This is a genomic window from Paenibacillus sp. J5 (assembly GCF_054955055.1).
On sequence record NZ_JBUEDD010000002.1, the window covers coordinates 429,667 to 450,846 of the forward strand.

Here is a 21,180-nt window from a genome sequence, read left to right on the forward strand (position 1 = left end):
TTTCCTCCTGCAGCTTACTTATCCCAGTATTCGCCCGAGTAGCGGAACGGGTTGTCTACGCCTTCAACTGCCTCACTTCGCGATGTAATCGCTCACATTTGCACGAGTCACGATCGTAATCCCCGTATCCACATAGACCGGGAGCGGGTAGCTGGACGAAGCCTTGCTATAGCCAGAGCCCGTCAGACCGTGGTGCAGGTGAAACAAAAATTGCAGCGACCAGTATCCCATATTCCATGTTCCTTGTGCGACTGTTGCCTGAATGGCGCCCTTCTCGATCATATCGAGCGTTCCCTTATCCGTATCAAATGCAATAATCTTCAGCTCCCCTTGCCTCCCCATGCGAATAGCCGCCTCGCCCACACCGATGCCCCCGATGGCATCGGTGTTGAAGATGCCGACAAGTGCGGGGTAGCTCTCCATAAGCGATATAGCCTCCTGGCGGGACACCAGTTGATCCCCTTTGCCATTGCGCACATCTACGATCTCCATATTCGGATAATGCTCCGCAATGGTCGCCTTGAAGCCCTCCGTGCGCTGCTGATGATTCAACTGATGAGGCAGCGTAATGATTCCGATCTGTCCATGCCCCCCTGCCATCTGAGCCATCTTGTGAGCGGCTGCTGCCCCTGCCTCATAATTATTGGTGGCCAGCAAGGAATAGGCCTTGCTGTTCATCACACCCGAGTCGAACAGCACAATCGGAATGCCGGCTTCAATCGCTTTGTTAATCGTTGGCGTCAGCTCGTCCGGGTTCATCGCCGATATGGCAATGCCTGCAGGGCGCTTGGCAATCACCTGCTCGAGCACGGTGATCTGTTCTTGCAGATCATAACGGGTCGATCCACGGTAGGCGACAGACACATTCAACGCCTCAGCCGCATCCTCAAACCCCTTCAGGCATCCCTTCCAATAATCAATGCCAGCTTGGAACGTAACCATCACATATTTCTCCTCTATACTCCCCTGAAGTCCGATACCCAGACCCGGATCAGATGGGCTGTCGCGCAGCGAGGTCGTCAAATACAACGCAAAGCTGGCAATTAACAAGCCGTACACAAAAACGAGCTTGCGCAATCCGCTCCCTCCAATCAAATGATAGATGCAATGGTATTATACACCAGAAGAAACCTATAATCTCCAAAAAATTGCGTAATAGGAGCCTCCGAAGCGATGTAGACACCCATGACAAATAAACCGCAGACCACAACCTGTACAGGATGCGATCTGCGGCCGAAGCCTGATGAGAACAGCAGGTTCCGTTCTACTCCGTCTATTTCTTATCGATCGTGCGCCTCGCTCGTTTGACAATACGCTGTGTCGCCTTGCTATCGGACAGGGCAAGCCAGCGATCACAGACCTCCACAACCCAGGCAGGCTGCGTCTTGCTCGCATCATTCAGCCAATTGCTGACCGAATCCTGCACATATTGAGCCTCGTCCGATCGTAGCGGCTCCAGCAATGGCAGCGCCAAGCCGGGATGCTGCTTCAGCTCGGCGATATGTCTGGCCCACACGCCTTGCGGACGCAGCACTTCAACTGCAAACCTCCGCACATTCGGATCATCCTCCAATACCCACGGCTGCAACAGCGTGATGGCATCTGTCAGTTGCGCAGCCAGCGGCTCTCTGACAGCCATCCAGGCGATCTCTCGCACGCCAAAATGCACGTCAGCGGCAAATGGGCGAATACGCTGAAGCAGCAGGGCAAGCGATTGCTCCCCGTCTTGTACAACCATGTATGCCGCCCAGCAGCGCACACTATCCGACAGATGCGCGGATAGCGCTTGAGATAAGCGTTCGCCGCCGCCATCTGGCAGTCTATCACTCAACAGCCGCAGCTCCTTGGCGATCGCCGGAATCCATCGCATGGCTTTGCGCTCGACAGCTTGCAGCCGGGCAGCGAGCTCGGCATACTCCTGCTCCAGGCCGAGCTCGCCAAGCACAGTTCCCAGCAGCCTGATATGATCCACGGCGAGCCATTCCGTCAAGTTGACACTGGCGAGCTGTCCGCTATTCAAGCCATCCAGCACCTCCGCTGGAATGGCGCTAGCTGTTTGCGCTCCCTTGCGCTCTAATAGAGAGGCTGGCCTCTCCTGCTCCTTCATCCCCATCACACTTCCCCCTTTGTATCGTATCGTTCCACCTTCAGTTGCCTTGAATAGCTGTATAGCTAACGCAGCTCCACTATTTAGACCGCATCCCCGTATCCGCTCATTCGGAAATCTGTAGCTGCCTCATGGCGAACTCCCGGTACAGCTCATGGCTGTCCAGCAGCTCCGCATGAGTGCCGATCCCGGTCACCTTGCCACGATCGACAAACACGATGCGATCCGCATCCATCACGGTCGACAGTCGATGGGCAATGACGAGCGTCGTCCGCCCCTCCATCAACGTCTCCAGCGCAAGCTGCACCGCCTTCTCCGAGTTGCTATCCAGACTCGCTGTTGCCTCATCCAGCATGAGAATCGCCGGATTGCGCAGCAAGGCGCGAGCGATGCCGATTCGCTGCCGCTGCCCGCCAGACAGCTTCACTCCCCGTTCGCCTACCTCCGTATCATAGCCCTGAGGCAGCGCCTTAATGAACTCGTCCGCATAGGCAAGCCTGGCCGCCTCGTGCAATTCGACATCTGTTACCTCCTGCTCCAGGCCATACGTTATATTCTCGCGTATCGTTCCCGCGAGAATCGGGCTGTCCTGCGATACATAACCGATCGCTCTGCGCCAGGAACGCAACGAATAATGAGCAATGTTCATCTCACCAAGTACAATCCCGCCCTCCTGCGGATGGTAGAACCTCTCCAGGAGCGAGAAGAGCGTGGTTTTGCCGCTGCCGCTTGGGCCTACGATCGCCGTCACTTTTCCTGGCTCCGCTGTAAAGCTGACCTCGCTCAATACAGCCTGTTCACCCTCATAGGCAAACGTCACCCGCTCTACCTTGAGCGGCTGCCGCGGATCGCGCAGCTCGGCGCCCGCCTCCTGATCCTCCTCAGGCTCCTCCAGCGTTGCAGTAATCCGTTCGGTGGCTCCGCGCGCCTTTTGCAATTGAGTAACAAACTGGGTGATTTGGCCGACCGGCATAATGATCTGCACCAGATACAGAATGAAAGCAACCAGGTCACCCGCAGACAGAGCGCCCGAAGCGACCCGTAAGCCGCCATAGCCGATAATGACGACAAGCATGGCCATCATCACAAATGACATTAGCGGTCCAATCCATGCTTGTACACGCGCCTCTCGCAGCCCATACTCGTATAGGTTGCGGATGCCTTGTTCGCCATTCTGACGCTCCAGCCGTTCCGAGCCCGACAGCTTGACGAGACGAATCTCCATAAGCACCTGGTTCAGCACACCGCTGAAGCGTGCGGTCTCATCCTGCATCCCCCGCGAGATGCGGTGCATCATGCGGCCCAGCGGTATCATGACAAGCACCGTCACCGGCAGCGCGGACAGCAGTACGAGCGTCATCTTCCAGTCCAGTACGAGCATCAGCGTCACTGCGCCTGCTATCGCAACCAGCCCCGTCGCAAAATTAGTCAGATGATCGCTAATGAGTGCACGGACCACATTCGTATCATTGGTCATACGGCTCACCGTCTCGCCTGTGCGATTCTTGTCATAGTAAGGCACAGGGAGTACTAGCAGCTTGCTCCACAGCCTGCTGCGAATGCCGGCAACCATATGCTGGCCTGAGCGATGGAGCATATAGGAGGCCACGCCTCCCGCAGCAGCCTGGGCGAGAAAAGCCGCCCCGATCCAGACGATATGGGAGACGGATAATGCCGATGCCGCGAATCCGTCCACCAGCTCCTTGAGCAATAGTGGCACAATCAGACTGGCGAGCGTGTTGATGACACTCAACAGCACAGCAAGCCCCAGCAAGATCCGGGGCGGCTTTGTTTGCTTGAGCAGTTGGTAAAACATGCGCCAGTTTACTTGCTGCTCAGGCGCATGGGATTGCTGTTCGTTCATGAGTCGCATAGCTCCTTCTGTCTTTCCCGGCCGGATCTGCCCCCTGCTCACACGATTAACAAGGCGTACACGGCTTGCTTCGCTGCGCTAGTCTATAGGCGACCGTATGCACTCAGCACTCGCAGGTTGTCCACTGCCCGCATTCCCCGCCATTCATTCAGGCAGGCAGGGCTGATCGCATCCCAAGGAAGCGGCCAGCCTCCATCCTCTTGCTGCTGTGCGATCAGCGCCTCCAGATGGGCAGCGAGCAGTTCGCTTGGCACATGGGATGCGCCGAAGCTGTCTGGAGACGGAAACCAGTCCAAAATTTTGTGGCGATAGCCTGACTGATAAGGGTCGCGCTCCACCAGCTCATCGGATGCCAGCCATTCCAGCAGCAGCGATTCCATCTGTTGTGTACGGGTATCCTGAGGCGCATGGCGAACGAAGGCAATGCATTGGATCACATCATGATAATCCTTGCGATCCGCCTCCAGCAGCCTGCTGCGAACAAACGCATCCGATTGCGAGAACCACGCCTCATGATGGAACGATGTATCTGCCTGCTGCTTATAGAGCAGCGCCAGCAATTGCCCGCTCGGATTGAGCGATGGTGACGTATCATCCTCAATGTTCCACCATGGAGCGCGCGGCCCCTGGAAGATGCTGCGTGTGGCCAGCGGCCAGCCGCCGGTGCCGGGAATAACGGTATTCTCCAGATACAATCGTACACCCTGGAGCATCTGCAAATCAAATATTCCCACCTCATCCATCACATGAAGCGCCAGCTCAGTCGCAACCGGCTGACTCGCAGGTGTGCGAATATCTGGCTCCAGAGCCGAACCGAAGCCGCCATCTGCATTCTGATACGGACGCAAAGCCTCCAGCACCTCCTCCGCTGTGCCCTGCCCAAAATGATAAGCATAACGCCTCCTGTCCAGCAGCCTTGCATGGCTATATATGAATTGTTCCGCCTTGGCATGTACTTCCTTCATGTTCGTCATCTATATTACCCCCTCATAATGGTCATCGCACTCGATGCGATGCCTTGATTCGCAGCCTCTCGGGTTCATTAGAGCGACCAGATTTTTTGGAAATAAGCTGCGGCCTCTGGCGTACACACCTGCTCCAGCCTCTCCAGCAGCTCACCTGCCGCAGCCGAGCGGGCTCCTGTGTCCGCCTCCAGCCCGTGACTCTCCATCCAATGTGCCGTCGTCTCGTAAGCCGCAGCACTCCAGCCGTTCACTTCGCCAGCGCTGTTCGTCTTCCTCTTGATACCGGAGATTACAATATCCCACGTGCTCTGCAGCTCGGCTACCGCCTTGTCGAACGCCTTCTTATCCTCCTTCGCCTGCATCCCGCAGGCTACACGCAGCTTGCGGGTATCGATGCCCTCATGCTCCTTCACGGCATGGTAGACAAGCTGTGCCGCCTTGCTTAGCATGCCATCTCTGTATCGCTGGTCGACAGAGCGCGCGTCGGCTGCCGCCCGCAGAACCAGCGGGAACCAATCGCGATCGATCAGCACCGCCTTGCCCTTGATGAATTTGCCATATGCGGCTGCTCCGGTGGCAGGGAAACGAACGCGCCATGTCCACGGGTCCGTCTCCAAGTCCGTATGCCACTGCTCTGAAGCGGTAAGCCCAACAAGGGAGGGGTGCCGAGGGGCTAGCGGAGCCAGCGGCAAGATGCCAACCTTGGCGAGCAGCGCAGCCGCCTGCTCATAGGTGTCCAGGCTCATAGTTAACAGATCTTCACTCATTATCGATCTCTCCTTATTTTATATTCGTTGTATAGTTCGCGATGGTAGCTCGCGCCATAGCGGTGATCGCCTCTGCCAGCTCCGGCGGCTGCATCACACGAGCATCGGTACCGAGGCTGTAGAACAGCCTGATTGCCCACTCTCTCTCCGACTCTGGCAGCAGCGTATCCAGCAGCCAGCGCTCATCGCTTATCGCAGTGATCTGCTCGCCGATATGCTCGTCCCGTTCAACCTCCAGCATGCCGCGATACGTCAGCTCGACTTGCAGGCGAAAGCCGTAGTCCGGCTGGGCGGCGGTGGACGATGCTCCTGCAGCAGCCAAGGCGTCTGGCCGCGCCTCCTCCGGCGCCTCGGCCTTCTCCAGCTCACTCATCCGGTCAATTCTGAACCGGCGCACATCCTGATGCGTCTGCGAATAGGCATCGCAGTACCAGAATCCATGAGCCGCATAGATATGCTTCGGTAGCAGCAATAGTCTCCGCTCATGGTTGCGGGAACGGTAGTGGGCTGTTATCCACTGCCCTGCCGCGGCATATTCTACCAACGCATACACATGCGGAGCCGTATAGCTGCGTCTTGGAACATCGACAGCCATATGATGGAGCAGCGTCCCCGCCTTGTCCAGCATCTCTGTCGGCAACAGACTTTTGACCTTGTCCATAACGGTCCAGCGTTCTCTGTTGAACGGCGTATCCGCATATGCGGTCATGCTCTGCATTGCCAGCAGCAGCGTAAGTGCCTCGTTAGGCTCAAGCTGGAGCGGCGGCAGCGTATAGCCCTCCATGAGCCGATAACCGCCATGCAGACCATTGATTGCATAAATGGGCACCCCCAGCTCAGACAGCGCCTGCATGTCACGCAATATCGTTCTGCGGGATACCTCCAGCTTGTCTGCCAATGAGGCCGCTGTCTCCTGCCGCTGCGAGAGAGCCAGCACGATCGCCATCAGCCGGTCGCTTCGTTTCATCCGTGTTCCTCCAATATGATCATCGTATACGCTTATTGTAACAGAAAAAAGGTGACAGCTTGCATGTCACCATTTCACCTTCAAAACACGATTTAACGTATGCAAGCTTGCTTCCCGATTTACTGCAAGCTCCGCTGGGCATCGCCCCTTACAGCAGCGCTTCGGCTTGTATATGGCGCACGATCTCCTCCGCATCCTTGCCGACACCTCGAAGCAGCGCCGATTGCCTGGATGTCTGCCAGGGGAGGCCGACATAATACAGGCCGGCAACCGGGCTGACTCCGCGGCGGTGCAGCGGCTTCCCTTGCTGATCCAACGCCCCATCCACATGGAGCCAGCCGTAATCTGCTTGGAATCCGGTTGCCCATACGATGTTGTCCACTCGCGCGGCTGTGCCATCTGCAAACTGTACCCTTTCACCCGCCTGCACCCCGACAGTACGAGGCTTGAGCGTGACGGCCCCCTCACGAATGTGGCGCTGCAGCTCCTTGCCGAATACCGGGTCTGGGCGGGAGCGTATCTTCCTTCCCATGTAGCTGTCCGCAGGAGCGGACAGCAGTCTCAGCTTGTCGAGCCACCAGAACACATTCTTGCCTCCTATCGTTAGCTCCATGAATAGAGGCGGCTGGGCAGCCGACAGCAGCACCGGCCCGTGAGCCGACAGCTCCACCGCAATCTGCGCTCCCGAGTTGCCTCCACCCACGACAAGGCTGACTCCCGGCTTCAGATCACCCGGGCGGCGATATTCGGTGGAATGGAGCTGTCTTATCTTGGTGCTCAGCTCTGTGGAGATGGGTGGGACGTGAGGCCTCTGGAAGGGTCCCGTCGCCACGATGATGGCATCGGCTGTGTAATCGCCTCGCGTCGTCTCCACACGGAACCGCCCCGAGGCGCGCTCCACGCCAACCACCTCGCTATTCAGCGTAAGCGGTAGCTGATGTTCATCCTGGTAGTGGCGCAACGCGGCGGCAATCTCATCCTTGACCGGAAGTCCCTCCGAATCGCCGGGCAGCTCCATTCCAGGCAGCAGGTTGTAGCCTCGCGGCGTGAACAATTGCAACGAATCATACCGCTGCTCCCAGGACTCGCCGACCTGCTGCCCCTTATCCACGATCCAATGGGCGATAGTATACCTTTTCAGCCAATATGCAGCCGCCAGACCTGCCTGCCCCCCGCCAATAACCAGTACGCGAACATCCATCAGCCGCACACACCTTTCATATATGAACATATATTCATATATTAATGAGTATTATTCCTTATGTCAAGTATCGGAGAGCACGGTGTCATTATATCAACAGCCCAAGAATGCGTCGGTCTCGACCACTCCTGGGCTGCTGCTGTTGCTAGCTGTCTACACGACAGCCTGCGGATTTCCTTGCTGAATTTGATACATTTGATAATACTTGCCCTTGAGCCTCATCAAGCTCTCATGATCGCCCTGCTCCGCGATCTTCCCGCGATCCAGCACCAGGATCATATCCGCACTCTTGATCGTGGACAGACGATGGGCAATGACGAACGTTGTCCGCCCCTGCTTCACGACCTCCAGCGCATGCTGAATCAATGCCTCTGTCTCCGTATCAATATTAGAGGTTGCTTCATCGAGGATCAGAATCGCCGGGTCAAATGCAATCGCCCTTGCGAACGAGATCAGTTGCCGCTGACCAGCAGACAGCGTGCTTCCCTTCTCTATGACGGGCTCATCGACACCTTGCGGCAGATGGCGAAGCAGCCTGTCGGCGCCGACATCAGCCAGCGCCTTCTCGATCTGCTCCCTGCTGATCGCCGGATTACCCAGCGACACGTTGGATGCAATCGTGCCGGTGAACAGGAACGGGTCCTGCAGCACGATGCCCATATGACGACGCATCGCCTGACGCGGCATACTGCGAATATCCACGCCATCAATTGTAATGCGGCCTCCTTCCGCATCATAGAAGCGGAATAACAGGTTGAGGATCGAGCTCTTGCCTGAGCCGGTATGACCAACCAGTGCCACGGTCTGGCCCTGTCTCGCCTCAAAGGAAATTCCCTTGAGCACACGCTCTCCTTCAATATAAGAAAAGGTTACGTTCTCGAAAGCAACGTTGCCTTGATACCGCTTGATCTGCTCATCAGCTACATCCTCGCCCGGCTGGTCCAGCAGTACGAATACCCGCTCTGCTGATACGAGCGCTGTCTCCAGATTCGGCAGTTGATTCACAATATTCACGATAGGATTGAACAGCCGGTTCAAATAATCAACGAATGCATACAGCACGCCAAGTGTCACCGCATCGGACGGGCCCGTTAGCGAGATACCGCCAAAGTACCAGATCATCGCAACAAATGCGATGTTGCGAATGACACCCACCAGATTATGACCTGTAAGCGCATTGAGACTAAGCAGCTTGTTATTGTATTGAAACAACTGTTCATTATAGGTCTCGAATTCCGCCTCCATCTTGCGCTCGCGACGGAAAGCCTTGATGATCGGCATCCCCTGGATCGATTCATTCAGTCTGGCGTTAATCTCACTCACCGTCTGACGAATCGTTCGATTGTAGCCGCTGGCAACCTTGCCATAGATGAAGATCCATAACACCAGAGCAGGCACGATGAACAGGCAGATAGCAGCCAGCTTCACATTCAGCAGGAACAGCGCAACGAAGATGCCGAGCATATAGATCGTTCCGGTAAAGAAGTTGGCCAGCACCGTGACATACAGCTCGCGGATCGCCTCCGTATCATTCGTAATTCTGGAGACCACCTTGCCCGCAGGCAAATTGTCAAAATAACGTATCGGCAGCCGATTCATCTGCCCGAACACATGCAGCCGCATCTGTCGGATGATCCGGTTGGCCGACGATTGCAGGAAGTAACGCTGTCCGTAAGAGAAGAGCGCCGAGATAACGATCAAGCCGAAATAGATCCAGCAGAGCGTCCAGATGCCCTTCACCTCCGGCTTGAAAAAAGCAAATAGCTCCTCCTTGTTCAGCCGTTGTGCCGCATATTCTTGGACTCCCTCGCTGCTGGAGATACGAATCAACCCATCAGCAGTGATAGAGCGCTCGCCATCTGCCGTTATCTCGCCAGGGATGAAATAAAAGCCGCTGCCGACTTGAAGGATGCGAGCGGCCTCCCCTGGCCGTTCGTCCGTCTCCAGATGGTCTACCCGCTTGTAGAGCGCGCCGTCATAGGCGACTGCATATTGCCCCGGCTGCTCCGTAATGTGCCATGGCCGCTCGATGCTGGAGATGTGCTCATCGATCAGCCGCTTGGCCACGAACGGCCCGGCCAGATCGGTGGCTACAGCTACGGTCAAGATCGCCAGTGCCAGCAGCAGCAGCCGCTTGAACTTCATCGCATAGCCTAGCAGCCGCTTGGCGGTCTCTAGCTTGCCGCCTGGCAATCGGTCTTGCTCCATATTAAACATTTCTTCATGTTGGGACACTGCTGTTCCCCCATTCTCTATTCATTCTGTTCGATTTGCTGGCGTTCATACTGCTCCTTATACCAGCCATTTTCTTGGAGCAGCTCCTCATGAGTCCCCGATTCGATAATTTTCCCATCGTCCAGCACAATAATGTGATCGGCATGCTGAACAGCCGACAGACGATGCGTCGTTATGAGCGTCGTTTTGCCCGCACGCTCTGTACGAATGTTGTGAATAATCTGCGCCTCTGTCCTCGCGTCAACCGCCGACAGCGCATCGTCAAGGATGAGAATCTCCGGCTCAGCGAGCAGTGCGCGAGCAATCGACACCCGCTGCTTCTGACCCCCGGATAGCGCAACACCCTTCTCGCCAACCAGTGTACTCAGCCCTTGAGGGAGAAATTGTATATCCTTGCGGAACGCGGCTGTATCCAGTACAGCCTCCAGCTCCTTCATATCCGCCTCCTCCTTGCCGAACCGGATATTGCTGTCGATCGGCCGGGAGAACAGGAACTGCTCCTGCGGCACGTAGCCGAGCCAGCCCTTGAGATCATCCATCTCGATATGCTCTAGCACCGTATCCGAGATCGTAATTCGTCCCTCGCCTGACGGATACTCACGCAGCAGTTGCTTCACCAGTGTCGTCTTCCCGCTTCCTGTCCGGCCGACGACGCCCAGCGTCTGTCCGCGCCGCAGCTCGAACGAAACCTTGTGCAGATTATCGACACTGGAAGAGGGATAGCGGAAGGTGACCTGCTCGAAGCGGATCGTTCCCGGCTGTCCTACGCGCACCCCATTCTCCGGTTCGGGAACATCCGGCTTATAGCCGAGCGTCTCATTCACCCGATCCAACGATGCATTGCCGCGTTGCATAATGTTGATGAGCTCGCCAATCGCGAACATCGGCCAGATCAGCATCCCGAGGTAGACATTAAAGGTTACCAGCTTGCCGACCGTCAGTTCGCTGTTGAAGACGAGATAAGCACCGAAGCCCAGACCAATCAGATAGCTGGCGCCGACGAAGATTTTGGAGGTGGACTCGAACAAGGCATCAATGCGCACAACAGCCAGATTTTTGTTCATCACATCCTTGGTCACGTTGGCGAACTCTTGCTCAGCCTCTCGCTCCTGCACGTAGGCACGGGTGACTCGCACACCGGAGATCGTCTCCAGTACCCCGTCATTCATCCCACCGAATGCATCCTGAGCCTTCATGTAGCGGGTATGAATCCATCCCCCGTAGAGGCTGAACAGGATCGCCATGAAGGGCAGTGGAATGAGCGAGGCAAGCGTCAGCTTCCATGAGATGCCGACACTCATAATCACGAGCAGGATGGTCATCCACACCGTGGAATCAATGAGAGTCAGAATCCCGAATCCGGCTGTAACGGACACGGCATGCAGATCATTGGTGGAGCGCGCCATCAGGTCGCCCGTCCGGTTGCGCTCATAGAAGGTTGGCGTCATCTTGAGGAAGTGGCGCATTAGCCTGGAGCGCAGAAGTCGCTCGACGACGAAGGAGCCTCCGAACAGCTTATACATCCATACATACGTAATCCCGTAGACAATTACCGTGATCGCCGTTAATTGCAGCAGCGTCATTGTCAGCTTTCCCCAGGTAAGCCCTCCTGTCTGAATATCATCGATAGACCAGCCCACTAATAGAGGCGGAATCACCTCAATAAGGCCGCTGATGGTCAGTAGCAGGATGGCAATGGTATAGCGCTTCTTTTCCAGCTTGAAGTACCAGCCCAGCTTTTTCAGCACAGTAAACATCGTGTTTCATCTCCTTTCGCCATTCAGCCCTCATCCCCTAAGCAGAGCAGCCTGATCGCCAGCCCCCGGCCGTACCTGTCCGGCCGAGCTGACGTGCCACATCTGAACAATAAGACCCTTGTCGGAGGGCGTCACCCTTACAAAATCCCAAAAAAAAGCACATCGCTCGCGCGATGTGCTTTCTCTACACAAAAAACGCAGACCACGAATGATGCGGCCTGCGCGTGTATCGTATGTATGAGCATTAGAATGGTCGGCAATTAGGCTGAATTGCTACGATCCTCGCACCCACGGAAGGCCACATGAAAACATATGTAGTTGGTTGACACGATCGAAATGGCGGGCAACATGAATATCAATCATAAACATATGAGATCACTCCTTCCGAATTAATGGTATTGGATACAAAAGTAAAGTTAACATGCAGGACGAATTGTTGTCAACATTTTTATTGCACAACGAAAGATTATTGGAGTAAAACGACGAAAATCGAAGATATGCTAAAGAATAACGAGATAAGTAGCCATTCTCTAGCCAAAATAAATTAATATCTCTTGATCCGCACCCTATACTGACTTTGATCTGCGAAACTAAAATGCGATATGATTAGAACTAGTTTAATTCTAAATAGTTTATTACTAAATTATTTTAACCTAAACCATTTTGTAATGAAATATTTTGGAGGTGAACGACACTTCGTCTCGCTCGCCGCCCTGGGAGGGAATGGCATGAAGGCCAACGAGAATACGACTGAGCTTTACACCCTATTCAAAACCTTTCTAAAAAAGGTTGGCGAGGAGTGGAAGGCACGCAGCCTGGACTACAACCTGCCGCTTAGCCACTTTCGCTTGTTGATGTTCCTACATTACAGAGGGAAGCAAAAAACAGCCGCACTGGCAGATTGTCTGCAGGTCACTCCGGGTGCAGTGACCGGGATTGCCGATAAGCTGCTGCAACGCGGGCTGGTTGAGCGGGAACGCGATGAACAGGATCGCAGGGTGGTCTACCTTCGCCTTACCGAAGAAGGCGAGACTGCCGTCCAATCGCTTCATTTGATTGAGCAGCAGTTGTATGACGACATTATTACACAGCTCGACCCGCATGACATCGGGCATATGACCCGGATATTCAACACGATGATTCAAGTCATCGACACCCATAATCAAAGGCAGGGATAACTATGGAGCATCTATCGCAAAGACAGAAGCTGGCGATTATGATTGCGATTATGTCGGCAATGTTTTTCGCCGCGATTAATCAGACGATTGTCAGCACCGCCATGCCGCGCATCAGTGCGCTGCTGAACGGTATGGATCACTACACCTGGGTCATCACCATCTACATGCTGACCTCCACCATCTCCACTGTACTCGTCGGCAAGCTATCGGACATCTACGGACGCAAGCCGTTTTTGATTCTTGGCATTGTCACCTTCATGATCGGCGCTTTTCTATGCGGCACATCGGCCACGATCTTCCAGATGATCACCTACCGCGGCATTCAAGGTGTTGGAGGCGGGATTATTATGGCTACCTCCATCACGGCCGTCGGCGACTTGTTCGCTCCCAAGGAGCGGGCAAAATGGACGGGACTCATGATGGCCATATTCGGCTTCTCCAGTGTGCTTGGCCCGACGCTGGGAGGCTGGATGGTCGATCATATGAATTGGGAATGGATCTTCTGGATCTTCCTTCCGATCGGTCTGCTGTCGTTTGTTCTCATTCTGAGGTTGTTTCCCAAAACCACAGTTAAATCCTCCGAGAAGCTGGATATTTGGGGCTCGTTATTTATGACCTTAACGATCGTTCCCTTGCTGCTAGGCTTCACCTGGGCAGGCACAACCTATGCATGGACCTCCTGGGAGGTGATGAGTCTGTTTGCTGCAGCAGCGCTGGCGCTGCTCATCTTCGTGATGATTGAGGCGAGGACAGCTAGTCCGATCCTCCCCTTGTCTCTGTTCCGCAACAGCATCGTCACCATCTCCAACATCGCCGGTTTCTTGATGAACGCTGGCATGATGGGCGCTCTGATCTATCTATCGTTCTATATCCAGGGCGTTGAGGGCGTGTCGCCTACCTATGCCGGCTATGTGACGATGCCGATGTCGATCAGTATGATTATACTGAGCGCCATCACCGGACGCGCAATGTCGCGTACCGGGAAATATAAGAAGTACGCTGTACTCGGGATGTTCATTATGACCATCGGCATGCTGATGATGGCCTATATGTCCAGCATCGCGATGGCTGTTGCCAGCATGGTGGTCTTCGGATTTGGGCTTGGCCTTGGGATGCCGGTCTTTACGCTTGCAGCGCAAAACTCTGTGAAGCCGTCGGAGCTTGGCGTCGTCACCTCCTCGTCGCAGCTATTCCGCAATCTGGGAGGAACGATCGGGATCGCTGTGCTGGGCTCAATCATGTCCTCCCGATTAAGCAGCAACATTCAATCTGCGGTGGCGGGCACGCAGCAGATGGATGCATCCAAGCTCGATCCCGCCATGCGTGAGCAGTTGATGCCCTTTCTCAATCCGCAGATATTGCTGAATAAGCCTGAGCTGGAGAGCCTCAGGGCGGCGCTGCCGCAGCCGATGCAAGCTGTTGTCGATCAGTTGCTTGCCATCCTGCGCGAGGCGCTCAGCAGTGCGCTCACAACCGTCTTCCTGGCGGGCACGGCCTTGCTTGTCATCGCACTCCTGCTGGTGTTGTTCATGAAGGAAATCCCGCTTCGCAGCTCCCAGACCGCAGTTACGCGCGCGGAGGACAGCAGCGCCTCCGCAGAGAACCAGGAGCGGACTGCCCATACGAGCCCTTCCCTGAGCAAGGGCTGATTCCCTTCTGCCCCATCTTGCACCCGGATCTCCCCTATGCGGTGAGTCTGGACGTTTAGATGGGGCTTTTGCTCACCAATTTGACACGAACAGGTTGTTTTCTTGCTCTGCGATCGGTACTATAATGAAACGTACATCGTTATGGAGCGAGGAGGCTTATAGATGAGTTCGATTCTGGTCGTAACGGCTGTAGAGGCCGAGCAGCGCGCAGTGCAATTGGGCCTAACTGGCGACGAACGCTTTCATATAGTCGCCGGAGGTGTAGGTGCTCCGGCGGCAGCGGCGGCAACGTCCGCCCTGCTGGCGCGTCCACACAGCTACAAGCTGGTGCTGGCTGCCGGCATCGCCGGCGGCTTTCACGGCCGCGCCCCTGTCGGTTCACTGGCGGTAGCTGAGCGGATCATCGCCGCCGATCTGGGAGCCGAGACCGCGGATGGCTTCCTGAGCCTGGATGAGCTGGGCTTTGGCTCGGCCTCGCTGGCTGTGGACGCCGCACGCAGCCAAGCCGTAGCCGAAGCTCTGTCCGCTGCGGCTCTCCCCTGTGCCTTGGGCAGCATTCTGACGGTGAACACCGTCACAGGAACAGCAGAGCGCGCACTGAAGCTGCAGCAGCGTGTACCGGGGGCCGTAGCTGAGGCGATGGAGGGCTACGGCGTAGCTATGGCTGCCCATATGCAGGGACTGCCTGTGATGGAGCTGCGAGCCATCTCCAATCCCGTCGGCCCGCGGGATCGGGCTGCCTGGAGGATAAGAGAGGCTCTCGATTCACTTCAGCAAGCGTGCTCGGTAATCAAGGAGGTTGTGCAATGAAGATTGCTTTTTCACCCTGTCCCAACGACACCTTCATCTTTCATGCCTGGGTTCATGGTCTAATCCCGGACGCCCCCGCTTTGGATGTGACCTATGCAGATATTGACATGACTAACACTTGGGCGACCCAAAGCAGCGGTCCAGATATGCTAAAGATTTCTTATGCCGCCTTGCCCTGGGTGTTGAACGAGTATGCGCTGCTCCCGTGCGGCGGCGCGCTTGGCCGCGGCTGCGGCCCGCTGGTTCTCACCCGGGGAGGCACAGCATCCAGTGTGAACGCCGCATCGCTGGCCGGCAAGACGGTCGCAGTGCCTAGCGAACGCTCAACGGCCTATATGCTGTTCAGACTATGGGCTGCGCAGCAGGTTCGCAAGGAGATGACGATTGTCATCATGCCTTTCCATGAGATTATGCCTGCTATTCGCGATGGCAGGGTGGATGCGGGGCTCGTCATTCACGAAGCCCGTTTCACGTATCATGGATACGGCCTTCACATGCTCGCTGACCTGGGACAATGGTGGGAGGAGGATACGGGCCTTCCGATCCCGCTAGGGGCCATCATTGCCAGGCGTTCCTTGCCGCTGGACAAGCTTACTGCCTGGACACGCGCATCCGTTCACTATGCCTGGGCACATCCAGAGGCATCCCGCTCCTATGTCATGTCTCACGCACAGGAGCTATCGCCTGAGGTTGCCCGCCAACACATTGAGCTCTATGTGAACGACTATACGGCCAATCTGGGCGAATCCGGCTACGGCGCAGTCATTTCTCTGCTTGATCGCGCCTCTGAGCAAGGGCTTGTGCCGAGAATTGATCTAGCTGCGCTTCGCCCCTAAAGCGATGACGCCCCATGTGAACAGCCGCTCTCCTGTGTAGGAAAGCGGCTGTTCTGCTGCATTATGAATGCGGCTCTTCTATCTGCTGTTCTGTGTAGCTCCGCTGATGTCCCATAACGATCCATACTAGCACCGCAAGCGTCACAGCGTACAGCACCAGGATGAGCAGCGCTGCCTTAGGCTGCTCCGTAAGCTGCTCTCCGGCGATAGAGAAGACGATCAGCATTGGCGCCTTGCCGATTAAGCTTGCCGCCGCATAAGGTCCCAGCCGGATCGCGGCTGCCGAGCAGAACAAATTCACGGCTTGCGACGGGATAACCGGAATAAGTCGGACTAACAGCAAGCTGACGAACTGTCGCTGTTCAAACCGCTCTGTAAACCAGCCAATGTAACGATAGCGCATCAGAAATTGACGCGATGATGGGCCGAACGTATAACGAAAGTACAGAAACATCAGGACGGAGCCTGTCACCGAGGCGGTCAGACTGATCGCAATACCCACAGGCGCCCCCCATTGCATTGCCAATAGTGACGCCACGGCGCCGAAGGGGAACAAGGGAACAAATACAACAAGCACAGCAGCTCCCCACACGGCAAGCCACCTCCCCAAACTCCCCTCTCTGCCCATCCATTCCATCAGCTCATTTCTCCACACCATCAAGCCTATGATGAGGCAAAGGTACAGCAACAGCAGCGCAAATCTTCTATTCATCGTGAAGTTCCAGCCTTTGCACACCGATTGTAAATTGGAAGACCGTCCCTTGAGGAGAGGTTTCCTTCAACTGAATCGCACCACCCATTAAACCAACCAACTGCTTGCAAATGGACAAGCCGAGCCCCGTCCCCCCGCCTGGGTGCAACGAGGACGCGGAGTGAAGACGAGCATAAGGCTCGAACAGCCGTCCAAGCATCTCCTCCGATATACCCATGCCGGTATCCGACACCTTGAACCATAGCTGCATCCACCGCGCTCCCCTCTCATCAGGGATGTCTGCGGCGCATAGCCCCGCCTCGACGGCGATGCTCCCGGCGCATGTGAATTTGACGGCATTGCTGATTAGATTGAGCAGCACTTGCCGCAGCTTGAGCTCGTCCCCTGCAAGCAGCTCAGGAACCCCTTCATCCAGCCTGTAAGAGAGGGCAATCCCCTTGTCCTGGGCATCAACGGTAAATAGAGCTGCAGCCTGCTCCACGCAGGCGTGCACATTAAACGGCATCTGCTCCACGTCCATCTTCCCTGACTGAAGCCTGGAATAGTCCAGCACCTTGCCGAGGATGCCCAGCAGGGAATGTCCGCTGCTCTGAATGATGGCAACATATCGCAGTTGTTCCTCATGCAATTCGGTATCCCTTAGCAGATCCGTCATACTCATCATACCGTTCAGTGAAGTGCGTATTTCATGACTCATAATCGCCATTAAGCCCGATTTTTCCTCTAGCGCCTGATTCAGCAAGCTCATGGTGCGGTCCACTTCCAGACCATAGGCAAAAAAAGCAGCCAGTGAGGACATCATCTGGGCATGCTCTGGCTGAAAGCTGAAGTGCTCCGGATCAAATGCACAGAGCGTGCCGAAAATTTCACCGCTCCGGGTGATGATGGGTACACCCAGGAAGGAGCAGCTTCCAATCAGGCCCGTTGCCTTCATCGAGCTTGTGAGCGGATGATTTGTATTATTATCAATAATGAGCGGCTCTTGATCGTTGCCCACGACCAAATGGCAGTATGACTCCTCATAAGGCAGACGAAGCCCCTCCGTTACGATCACTTGCTTACGGTTGACAGAGCGGATGACGGTAGAGTGAATGCGGTCATTGCTTGTGATACAAATTGTATTGGCTTGAATAATCGAACCGGCTGTCCGCAGCACCTGTGAGGCTGCTTCCAGAATGCCCTGCGGCAGCATCATCTCTATATCATCGATCATTTCAGTTTTCAACCCTGCACCTGCTCTCTATGTAGGTTGAGCACTTGCATCTCCGCAAAGCACGGGGCGAAAAGGCGACGAACGATGCCCTTAAGCGGGTTGATGACACACCCTAATGCAAAGTGCTGCTATTTCGTGTCTTATCTTGCAAGGTGCTGCTACCGTAATTGTGCTGTTCACCCAAACAGCCCGATTTCCCGGGCAAGCGCAAAAATCGAGTCCAATAAGAACCATTCGACAATTGCGCGGGCGATGCCAATTACGGTTGCCAGTTGGTAAGATGTACCTTGAGTACTCTATGATTTGAGTGTAGAACAGCACAGCCTAGGACGCAAGCTGCAATTTAAAAATAAATCCGGGCCGTATCGATTCTGAACCCTATCCATTACATAAAAAATAAAAATTGCCTTTTTCTCCATTGGAAAAAGGCAATCCCACGCTTACATCAAGGACTCTATATGGCGTTGGGGCTCAAAGAACGCTTTCTCGACATCGGCTGCCGACAGCGGTCGGCTGAAATAATAGCCCTGGATTTCCTGACAATCATTCGCTGTTAAAAAGTCTAGCTGATCCTTCGTTTCGATTCCTTCGGCAATCACATTCATGTTCAAATTTTGTGCCATGGCAATGATGGTTGCTACGAGTGCTTTGTCATTATCATTATGTGTAATATCTGTAATAAAAGATCGGTCAATCTTCAGCTTATGAATAGGAAACAGCTTAAGATAACTCAGTGAGCTATAGCCTGTGCCAAAATCATCGAGACTAATGCGGATGCCCAGCCGATTCAGCTCATTGAGCACCCCGGTCGATAGAGCTGCATCCATCATCATGCTCTCTGTAATTTCCAGCTCCAGATAGTGCGGCTCCAATCCCGTCTCGTCCAGGATGCCACAGATCAATTCAACCAGATTGGATTGATGGAATTGCTGGGAGGATAGGTTCACCGACACCGGAATCAATGGTCCTCCTGCATCATGCCAGGCCTTCATCTGCTGACATGCCGTCCGCAGCACCCACGTTCCAATGTCATAGATAATGCCCGTATCCTCGGCTATGGGGATAAACAATCCCGGTGAGATGACGCCCTTGACCGGATGGTGCCATCGAATCAGCGCCTCCACCCCGATCATTTGATTGTCGGTTGCCCGCATCTGAGGTTGATAAAAGAGCTGCAATTCTCCCCGCCCCAGCGCCTTCCTCAGATCACCCTCCAGCTCCAGCTTTTCCTGCAGCTCCTCATTCAGCGCAGTGGAGAAAAATTGAAAGCCATTCTTCCCAACACGCTTCACCTCATACATCGCAGCGTCAGCATTGCGAAGCAGCTTCTCTCCATCATCGCCATGCACAGGATAGACTGCAATGCCGATGCTGGCTGTGACATAGAAATCATTATCCTTCAGCCTGTAGGGCACCGAGATCGCCTTAATCACCCGTTCAGCCAGCTTGCTAATCTCTTGCTCGTCCGTCATTCCGTGGCAGAGCAGTGTGAACTCATCGCCACCCAGACGAGATAGCGTGACCGCTTCTTGCGCAATGCTCTTGTTGATTCGTCCGCTCATCTCCTGCAGGAATATGTCACCGTTCGTATGACCTAACGAGTCATTAATCATCTTGAAGCGGTCGAGATCCAAGACCATCATCGCGAACCCTCCGCCGCTACGCTTGCTGTCCTCTATAAGCTCTCTTAGCAGTTGATTGAAGCGGCGGCGGTTCGGCAGTCCTGTCAGCTCATCATGGTAGGCGAGATGCTCAATCTGCAATTGTGCTCGTTTCTCCTCTGTCACGTCCTTAAGCAAGATGTAAAGTCCGGTTTGTCTGTCATTGATGACGACAGGCACGTGCATAACGACCAGTTCAAAGGTAAATCCGTCCTCCCGCGTATAGGCCATTGAGTAACGGGCATAGGCTCGCGTATCCCAAGCTGTCTGGAATTCCTCAGGAAAGTTCAAGCTTAATATGGAGCTGTTCTTGTGGTTCTCCAGCTTCAAGCCCAGAATGTCTTTCACTGCGGGGTTAAAATCGATGATACTTCCTGCCAGATCGACCGCAATAATGCCGTCGCTGTTATTGTTGTACAATGAACGATACCACACCTCGCTCTCCTGAATGGCTGAATCCTTCTGTACCAGACGACGGCTAACGTAGGCGCCAAACATGGTAACACCCAGCATTGCCAAGGTGCTGAAGGCGATGAGATAAGCGAGCATTCCCGGTTCAATATCCCAATTCGACTGCGTATTCAGATGATCGATATGGAAGGAAGCAGCCTCCATTCCTATGTAGTGCATGCCGGCAATCGCTGCTCCCATCAGCATGCCGCTCCCAAGCTTGTACGAGACCGCACTTGAGCCCTCCTCGCGACCAAGCTTGAAGATGAGATACAGCGCCGCCAGCGAAGCTGTCAAGGCGACAACAATCGACAATCCGACCCAAATCGGATCATAGTCAATCTCGATCTTCATCGCCGCCATGCCCGTGTAATGCATGGCGCAGATTGAGGTCGCCATCAACAGCCCGCCTGTTACCAGTTCCTTCGCCCCCATGACCGCACGGCAGACGACATAGAGGGCAATGTACGAGCCAGCAGCAGCAAACAAGACCGAGAGGACGACCAGCGTCACATCATAGCTGACCTGTACAGGCAGCTTGAATGCCAGCATGCCGACAAAGTGCATGGACCAGATACCCAGGCCCATAGACATTGCCCCGCATAGCAGCCATAGTTGTCTGACTCGGCCAGTGGAACGGTTCACCCTTCCTGCCAGGTCCAATGCTGAATACGCAGCAGCCACTGCGATGATATAAGAAATGAAGATAAGCAACACATTATAGGTGCCATATACATGCTCCATGTGATCCATGCTGTCCGCCCTTTCAGTTTAACGAGTAGGACTTGCGTCATGCCCA

At 54.9% G+C, this 21,180-nt stretch carries 16 protein-coding genes; 4 read left to right on the forward strand and 12 right to left on the reverse strand.

The window, feature by feature from the left end:
- Positions 1-72 precede the first annotated feature (72 nt).
- The 9 genes from ACY1JZ_RS04440 to ACY1JZ_RS04480 all read right to left on the reverse strand — a co-directional run bounded on the left by ACY1JZ_RS04440 (position 73) and on the right by ACY1JZ_RS04480 (position 11,872).
- Complete coding sequence (locus tag ACY1JZ_RS04440) at positions 73-1,077, reverse strand: substrate-binding domain-containing protein (protein ID WP_270170820.1); 1,005 nt, start codon at positions 1,075-1,077, stop codon at positions 73-75.
- A 196-nt stretch (positions 1,078-1,273) separates the two neighbouring features.
- A complete protein-coding gene (locus ACY1JZ_RS04445; RefSeq protein WP_270172455.1) occupies positions 1,274-2,107 on the reverse strand; it encodes a DNA alkylation repair protein in 834 nt (277 codons plus the stop codon).
- A 106-nt stretch (positions 2,108-2,213) separates the two neighbouring features.
- Positions 2,214-3,971: an ABC transporter ATP-binding protein gene (locus ACY1JZ_RS04450; protein WP_462628225.1), complete on the reverse strand. Its 1,758-nt coding sequence runs from the start codon at positions 3,969-3,971 to the stop codon at positions 2,214-2,216.
- Positions 3,972-4,063: 92 nt separating this feature from the next.
- The gene (locus tag ACY1JZ_RS04455; protein ID WP_462628226.1) at positions 4,064-4,954 is read right to left on the reverse strand and encodes a hypothetical protein; all 891 of its coding nucleotides are present in this window, start codon (positions 4,952-4,954) and stop codon (positions 4,064-4,066) included.
- A gap of 68 nt (positions 4,955-5,022) precedes the next feature.
- A complete protein-coding gene (locus ACY1JZ_RS04460) occupies positions 5,023-5,712 on the reverse strand; it encodes an AlkZ-related protein (protein ID WP_462628228.1) in 690 nt (229 codons plus the stop codon).
- A 13-nt stretch (positions 5,713-5,725) separates the two neighbouring features.
- Positions 5,726-6,679: a helix-turn-helix transcriptional regulator gene (locus tag ACY1JZ_RS04465; protein WP_462628229.1), complete on the reverse strand. Its 954-nt coding sequence runs from the start codon at positions 6,677-6,679 to the stop codon at positions 5,726-5,728.
- 148 nt (positions 6,680-6,827) lie between these two features.
- Positions 6,828-7,880: a flavin-containing monooxygenase gene (locus ACY1JZ_RS04470; protein ID WP_462628230.1), complete on the reverse strand. Its 1,053-nt coding sequence runs from the start codon at positions 7,878-7,880 to the stop codon at positions 6,828-6,830.
- 153 nt (positions 7,881-8,033) lie between these two features.
- Entirely contained in the window at positions 8,034-10,088 is a 2,055-nt protein-coding gene (locus tag ACY1JZ_RS04475; RefSeq protein ID WP_462628376.1) for an ABC transporter ATP-binding protein, read from the reverse strand.
- Positions 10,089-10,132: 44 nt separating this feature from the next.
- A complete protein-coding gene (locus ACY1JZ_RS04480) occupies positions 10,133-11,872 on the reverse strand; it encodes an ABC transporter ATP-binding protein (protein WP_462628231.1) in 1,740 nt (579 codons plus the stop codon).
- Positions 11,873-12,600: 728 nt separating this feature from the next.
- On the opposite strand from ACY1JZ_RS04480, the gene ACY1JZ_RS04485 reads away from it, so the two are divergent.
- The 4 genes from ACY1JZ_RS04485 to ACY1JZ_RS04500 all read left to right on the forward strand — a co-directional run bounded on the left by ACY1JZ_RS04485 (position 12,601) and on the right by ACY1JZ_RS04500 (position 16,345).
- A complete protein-coding gene (locus ACY1JZ_RS04485) occupies positions 12,601-13,050 on the forward strand; it encodes a MarR family winged helix-turn-helix transcriptional regulator (protein ID WP_270170811.1) in 450 nt (149 codons plus the stop codon).
- A 2-nt stretch (positions 13,051-13,052) separates the two neighbouring features.
- On the forward strand, positions 13,053-14,699 hold the full coding sequence (locus tag ACY1JZ_RS04490; RefSeq protein ID WP_462628233.1) for an MDR family MFS transporter: 1,647 nt from the start codon (positions 13,053-13,055) through the stop codon (positions 14,697-14,699).
- Between the two features lie 162 nt (positions 14,700-14,861).
- Positions 14,862-15,509 carry a futalosine hydrolase gene (locus ACY1JZ_RS04495; RefSeq protein ID WP_462628234.1) on the forward strand — a complete coding sequence of 216 codons (648 nt, stop codon included), beginning with the start codon at positions 14,862-14,864 and terminating at the stop codon, positions 15,507-15,509.
- Positions 15,506-16,345, forward strand: coding sequence for a 1,4-dihydroxy-6-naphtoate synthase (locus ACY1JZ_RS04500; RefSeq protein ID WP_462628235.1), 840 nt, complete (start codon positions 15,506-15,508; stop codon positions 16,343-16,345). Before ACY1JZ_RS04495 ends, ACY1JZ_RS04500 begins: the two co-directional genes overlap by 4 nt.
- Before the next feature lie 61 nt (positions 16,346-16,406).
- Here ACY1JZ_RS04500 and ACY1JZ_RS04505 read toward each other — a convergent pair whose 3' ends face one another.
- The 3 genes from ACY1JZ_RS04505 to ACY1JZ_RS04515 all read right to left on the reverse strand — a co-directional run bounded on the left by ACY1JZ_RS04505 (position 16,407) and on the right by ACY1JZ_RS04515 (position 21,134).
- On the reverse strand, positions 16,407-17,057 hold the full coding sequence (locus ACY1JZ_RS04505) for a TVP38/TMEM64 family protein (RefSeq protein WP_462628236.1): 651 nt from the start codon (positions 17,055-17,057) through the stop codon (positions 16,407-16,409).
- The gene (locus ACY1JZ_RS04510) at positions 17,050-18,282 is read right to left on the reverse strand and encodes a GAF domain-containing sensor histidine kinase (protein ID WP_462628237.1); all 1,233 of its coding nucleotides are present in this window, start codon (positions 18,280-18,282) and stop codon (positions 17,050-17,052) included. Before ACY1JZ_RS04510 ends, ACY1JZ_RS04505 begins: the two co-directional genes overlap by 8 nt.
- 428 nt (positions 18,283-18,710) lie before the next feature.
- Positions 18,711-21,134 carry an EAL domain-containing protein gene (locus ACY1JZ_RS04515; RefSeq protein ID WP_462628238.1) on the reverse strand — a complete coding sequence of 808 codons (2,424 nt, stop codon included), beginning with the start codon at positions 21,132-21,134 and terminating at the stop codon, positions 18,711-18,713.
- Positions 21,135-21,180 lie beyond the last annotated feature (46 nt).